Origin of the sequence: uncultured Gimesia sp. (genome assembly GCF_937910335.1) — a bacterium.
Taxonomy (GTDB): Bacteria; Planctomycetota; Planctomycetia; order Planctomycetales; family Planctomycetaceae; genus Gimesia.
The window spans coordinates 1-6,165 of the sequence record NZ_CALEMX010000360.1 but is presented as its reverse complement, the minus strand read 5'-3'; the positions used below and the strand labels follow the sequence as shown (position 1 = coordinate 6,165).

Sequence of the window (6,165 nt, the reverse complement as noted above, 5' to 3'; positions counted from 1 at the left end):
GAGGATGAGTACGAAGGTATTCAGGCCACCTGCCCAGACGTGGATATGGGTAATGTTTGCATCAGTGGGCCAACCGGGTGAGCCAGCGCGGAGCACAATGTAGGCGCCAATAAAGGCGGAAAAGAACATGATTTCTGTCGCCAGAAAAAGCCACATTCCCAATTTGGAATGTGGTATGGGAAGTCCCATTCGATATTGTGGCAATTTACTATCGTGACTCATTGTAATCTTTCAGTTCACATCACAGGCTAACAACCGGTGGTTGCTACCCAAAACGACTCTTGTTGGATCATCAATTAAAAAGTTGCAGCCGATCCCATGTGAGAGTTAATAACAGCACGGGAAGATAGATCAGCGAGAACCAGATTAACTCTCGCGCGGTTTTTCGGGATTCATTACATAAAAATCGAATGGAAAAGATCAGGTATCCGATTCCCAATACGAGTGCGACGGCAGTATAAAGTGTGCCTGCCAGCGAAACATATTGAGGGAGCAAACTGATGGGAATCAGAATCGTGGCATAAATTACACACATCCAGCCGATCAGGCCTCGAATAGGATCGGCGGCTGGTAACATTTTCAGTCCTGCCTGATGATATTGATGACGATATAACCACGCGATTGCCAGAAAGTGTGGGAATTGCCAGAAGAACATGATGGCAAAGATGGAAAAGGATGCGGTATTCAAGGTTCCGCCGGCAGCCGTCCAGCCTAAAATCGGAGGCATTGCACCGGGAATGGCGCCGATGGTAGTACAAAGCGAAGTATAGCGTTTCAGCGGGGTGTAAACGACGACATACAACACTAACGTCAACATTGATAAAAAGGCGGTGAGTAAATTGACCGTGATGGCCAGATAAAATATACCGATCAATGCAGAGGCGATACCGAAGACTAACACTTCAGAGAGTGACATTCTCCCGGAGGGCAGTGGTCGGTTTGCTGTGCGGGGCATTAAGGCATCGCTTTTGAGTTCGAGCAACTGGTTCAGAGAATTGCATCCAATGGCGACACAGCCAATTCCAAACATGGCATGAATCAGAGGAATGATCGACCATGAGTGTGCGCTGGCCAGCGTGTAGCCTAGTGCAACCGAGATGAGAGCCATCGTCGAAATACGAGGTTTGATTAATTCAATGTAATCAGAAAACCGGGCCAGGCTGATAAGTTTGGCAGCCGACTTCGATTCTTCAACAGCAATGTAAGATTGTGGTGTGGTAGACATTTCAAGCGTTACCTTCAGTATTCGGTAATGAATCAGTAGCGGAGAGAGTTTGTCCCGACTGTTTGTGATTGTTTTTATTTAATTGATGAAGACGAAAGACCTTCACAGAATATAAGACGACTGTTGTCAGTAACAGGATTCCCACTAAGAGATGTGCAGTGCGTGAAAGGCTTTGTTCCCACGAACCGGCTGTTGCAACAATCCCTTGAGAAGGGAGTCCTAATTTTGTAATCCAGGCGGTAAATCCCAGTATAATCTGAAAGATGCCAATGTGGAGCATGCCCATTGCTGGTCGTTTCAACCATTTGATTCCCGATTTACGCGCACTGCGAAATTCGATGATCACAAAGATCAATACTACAAAAGCAAAACTCAAATGCGGGTGGAGTCCGACACCAAAGTGCCTGAGGCATCCGCCTAGAAAAAATTGAAAAAGCACGAGCAGTGGAACGGTGATCGCTAATCGACGACCATATCCGGCAGGAAGAGCTGGAGGCTCCTTACTGATTTCGATCCAACGTTTGCCTGTTGCCATTGTCAAAAATGACATCAGGGTAAAGACACAAGCGCCAAACAGGCCGTGCGCCATTGCCAGTGCTTTGCTGTTTTCGGTAACACGCGTGCCTCCTAGAATGCCTTGGATTATCACGCAAACCAGGACCGCGATCGCGATGTTTCTAATCCACTTTATCTGTTCGACTTTAAAAGCAACAATCACAAGTATTATGGATAAAAAACCGACCAGCGTCCCCAGCAGACGGTGGACATGCTCAAAAAATTTGTCTGTGGGTAGACCGAACACGGGGTACGTAAACATATTTTGCCCGTCAGATCCTGGCCAGCCAACAACCGCCATGCCATAGTTTTCAGTAGTGACATGACCACCAAACACCATCAACGGCAGCGTGGCGAGGGTGGTTGCCAGTGCGATTTTGTTAAGCCAAGGGTGATATTGTTGGGTGTTCATTACGAAGGACTACTTTTGTTACGTTTTAAACTATTGCAAATTAAACAGTGGATTCAGTTTCGTCTGTATCAGTGGAGGCCTTTTTATCTGGTGGAAGACACTCTTTTTCGTTTTGCATGAGAAAGTCTTTGTCACCATTTTCGACGGCATATTCGTTGGGGCCATGATAGATCATAGGCACAAAGTCAAAATTTCCATGTCCGGGAGGCGAGGGAGCCGCCCATTCCAGAGTTGTGGCATTCCACGGATTTCGACCCGCTTTGGGGCCCCAAAACATGCTGTAGAAAATATTGATGAACAGCAGGATTTGTGCGAATCCCATGATGATTGCCGAGATGGTCATGAATTGATTCATGGGCACCAGATGTTCGAGGTAGCCGTGCAGGTATGGGTCTGCATAACGACGGGGCATACCCTGCATTCCTAGAAAGTGCATCGGGAAAAAGGTTCCGTTGGCACCGATAAACGTCAGCACGAAGTGAGTTTTCCCCAGTTTTTCATTCATCATCCGCCCGAACATTTTTGGGAACCAGAACTGAATGGCGGCAAAAACTCCAAACAAAGTCGAACCGAACAATATATAGTGAAAGTGGGCGACAATGAAATACGTGTCGTGAAAATAAACGTCAACGGGAACAGCGGCCATAAAGATTCCACTTAAGCCACCAACGATGAACATCGATAAAAAGGCGATGCAGTTTAAAGTAACGGTATTGAATTCCAGTTTTCCGCCCCAAATGGTGGCTGTCCAGTTGAAGGTTTTTACGGCGGAGGGGAGTGCAATCATCATGGTGGCAACCATGAACGCCATGCCCACAGCGGGGTTCATTCCGCTTGTATACATGTGGTGTCCCCAAACGATGAATCCCAGACTGGCAATGGCTGACATCGAGATCACCATTGGTTTATAACCAAACAAAGGTTTGCGGCACATGCAGCTCAGCATATCGGAAACCATGCCCATTACGGGGAGCAGCATGATGTAAACAGCGGGATGCGAATAGAACCAGAACAGGTGCTGCCATAAAAGTGCCTGTCCGCCACCTACGGTGGGAGCCGCGTTATTGATGACCAGGCCGGACGGATAAAAGAAACAGGTTCCGAGTAAACGGTCGGCGACTTGCATGAAACCGCCGGCGGTCAGTACGGGCAGGGCGAACGCCTGCAGGATGGCAGTGATGAATAATCCCCAGATAGTCATTGGCAGTCGGAAGAAGGTCATGCCCGGGGCACGCATATTAATGATAGTGGTCATGTAATTGATGGAACCCATCATTGATGAGAAACCAATAAAGGTGACTCCGAACAGCCAGAGAGTTTGTGCATTTCCGGAACCGGGGGCTGCTTGCGCCAGATCTGCCAGAATGGGATAGGAAGTCCAACCAGCGGCAGGACCGCCAGCGTAGGCAAAACTAAGACCGAAGCAGGCAATTGCGGGCCACATAAACCAGTAGCTCAACATATTGAGCTTAGGAAAGGCCATGTCGTCGGCACCAATCATCAACGGAATCAGAAAGTTGCCGAAGGTTCCCGCCAGAATCGGGATAATGACCAGGAAGATCATCACGGTGGCGTGCATTGTGAAGAGCATGGTGTAAAACTCGGGCGAGATCTGCCCCCCTTCGGCGGCAAACAGCCAGGGGCCTACAATGGGCATAGATTCCCAGGGAAAAGCCAGCTGCCAGCGAACCGCAAGAGCCAATGCTCCGCCGACAATCATCATCAGCAATGTCGTGAAGAGGAACTGCACGGCGATGATTTTATGATCAGTGGAAAAGATATATTTTGTGATAAAGTTTCCGGGAGCGTGATGTGCCTGAGGTTTCAGGATCGGTTGCAGTCCGGTAGGGGGAGGATTTAATACACTCATTTCTCTGCTGCCTCACTCTCTCTGCTGCTATCTTTCGAGGCAATTTTACCCAGGCCATCATAAGATTGTTTTTGTGTGAGGTCCTTCAGATATTTCTGATACTCGCCATCAGATTCCACAATCACATGGGCTTTCATTTTATAATGACCCCAGCCACAGAGTTCTGCACAGACCAGATCATAAATCCCGGTTTTGTTTGCTTCGAACCAGACTGGAATTTGCAAACCGGGCAGGGCATCCTGTTTGACTCTTAAAGCGGGCAGGAAGAACGAATGTTGTACATCTTCGCTGCGTAACTGAATGAGTACAGGCTTTCCAAAAGGAACATGCAGTTCGTTCACGGAATACAGATCATCAGACTGGGGTTTTTGCTGCAATTTTTTGCCGATGGCAGGATAACGGAATCGCCATTCAAACTGGCGTGCGGTTACTTCCGCCAGGGGGGCTTTTACTGCTGCCTCTGGAAAGTATTTCTTGATTCGAAAATCCGCCCAGATATTCATCTGGTAAATCGAGAGAAACAGGAGGATCACGCCGGGGATAATGGACCAGATCAGTTCCAGTTTATGGTTGCCATGAATATGCATGGCGCGTTTCTCGCGATTATTTACACTGCGCCACAAGGCATAAACCAGGACAGCCTGTGTGCCAATAAATACAATCGCTGTGATGATCAGTATTAAATAAAACAACCCATCAATGCGAATGCCCAGATTGCTGGCGGCTTGCGCATTATCGTAGGGAAACGACCAATTCACGAAGGGAGCCATCGCGCAAGACGCGACCGCCGCCACTGGCCAGAATAGAAAAAATAAACACCATCCTTTACCCACTACAGGTCTCCCATTCGAATTTCATGTTGAGGATGCAATTGGTTTTCATAAAATTTTGCGGATCATTCATTCGGTTTCATCGGCCGGTTTGTGAAATGTCAACGGTTCCCATCATAGGGCAGGCTCATGACGTAATTCACCAGATCCCATAGTTCCTGATCAGACAGTGCACCACCAAAGGCGGGCATCGGGGTACCTTTGATGCCCGCAAAAAGGCGTCGATAAGAATCAATTGGTCTTCTGCCACCTCGATAGATTCCGCGGTGGAGATCTCTCGGTGAGAGTTGATTTCCCCAGATATCATGCAGGCCCCGATCAGGATATTTCTGGTTGGTGGTCGGATTCGTCCAGAAATCCTGGGTGGCTGTTCCATTGCCGCGTCCCTGGGGACCATGGCAGGTGGCGCATTTGGTTCTTTCGCTGAGATAAAGCTTACGACCTCGCTCTCGGGATTCCGGAGTGTCGGCGACACGTGGTTCTCTGGGTACGACAATGGCGTCTTCCTGATTGGCTTCTTCCCAGGCATCCGCAACACGTGAGGTGGCATATTCGATCGTGTCAGGAAAGTCCTCTTCCATGAAATCTTTTAATTCATCAAGGACCTCTTGCTTCGTCTCGCCACCTTCTTCGCTGATGCGTTCGGCCAGTTCTTCTTTGGAATACTCCTGAAAGAGTTCGTCGACCATTATCTTTTCGGTTTCTCCCCGAATCGAAAGCCAGACGACATAGTTGACGATGGCGGAAACTTCATCGTCGGTCAATAATTTGAAGGACGGCATGTAAGTGCCTGCAATGCCTTCTTTGACCGTACGAGCCAGGTCCTCATTCTGTGCTTTATTGGTTGGTTTGGTCGATGTGTATTTATAAATTCCCAGGCGGAAATCGCGGGGAGGAGGATTCAGATAACGCGATGTCGGTCCGGTTCCTTCGCCGCTCATGCCGTGGCAGTGCATGCAGTGCCGATTGTAGAGATCACGGCCCTGCTGCAGGCGAACGCATTCGACGAGAAATGTATCGCCGGGTTGAGGCGAGATCTCTGCGGATTTTTCGACGGCAACCGTGCTCGTTTCATAATTGTAGGATTTGATTCGTGAAACCTGCCGCTGTCCTTTGCCGGAAGTCCATTCCAGGGGCAGTCCCTGCAGTTTGTGATAAGTGTTTTCCAGACCCGTGACTTGAATGCGAATCAGTGGTTGGTCTTTCTCGGAGGGTTCAACGGATTTGACGGTGCCCTGAATATCCCCAAAGTCAGTGGGCAGCCCTTCAAACT

Annotated in this window: 5 protein-coding genes and 1 pseudogene; all 6 read right to left on the bottom strand. The window is 48.7% G+C overall.

Annotated elements, in window-relative coordinates:
* Positions 1-222: pseudogene (locus tag Q0668_RS14525) on the bottom strand (heme-copper oxidase subunit III); the annotation flags it as partial.
* Between the two features lie 70 nt (positions 223-292).
* Positions 293-1,225 carry a heme o synthase gene (cyoE, locus tag Q0668_RS14520; protein WP_298865918.1) on the bottom strand — a complete coding sequence of 311 codons (933 nt, stop codon included), beginning with the start codon at positions 1,223-1,225 and terminating at the stop codon, positions 293-295.
* A 1-nt stretch (position 1,226) separates the two neighbouring features.
* A complete protein-coding gene (locus tag Q0668_RS14515) occupies positions 1,227-2,192 on the bottom strand; it encodes a COX15/CtaA family protein (RefSeq protein ID WP_298865916.1) in 966 nt (321 codons plus the stop codon).
* A gap of 40 nt (positions 2,193-2,232) precedes the next feature.
* Entirely contained in the window at positions 2,233-4,062 is a 1,830-nt protein-coding gene (locus Q0668_RS14510) for a cbb3-type cytochrome c oxidase subunit I (RefSeq protein WP_298865914.1), read from the bottom strand.
* Positions 4,059-4,895 (bottom strand): cytochrome c oxidase subunit II, encoded by an 837-nt coding sequence (gene coxB / locus Q0668_RS14505; RefSeq protein WP_298865912.1) that lies wholly within the window; start codon positions 4,893-4,895, stop codon positions 4,059-4,061. Before coxB ends, Q0668_RS14510 begins: the two co-directional genes overlap by 4 nt.
* A gap of 98 nt (positions 4,896-4,993) precedes the next feature.
* The coding region (locus tag Q0668_RS14500; protein ID WP_298865910.1) for a cytochrome c at positions 4,994-6,165 on the bottom strand (1,172 nt) is incomplete at its 5' end.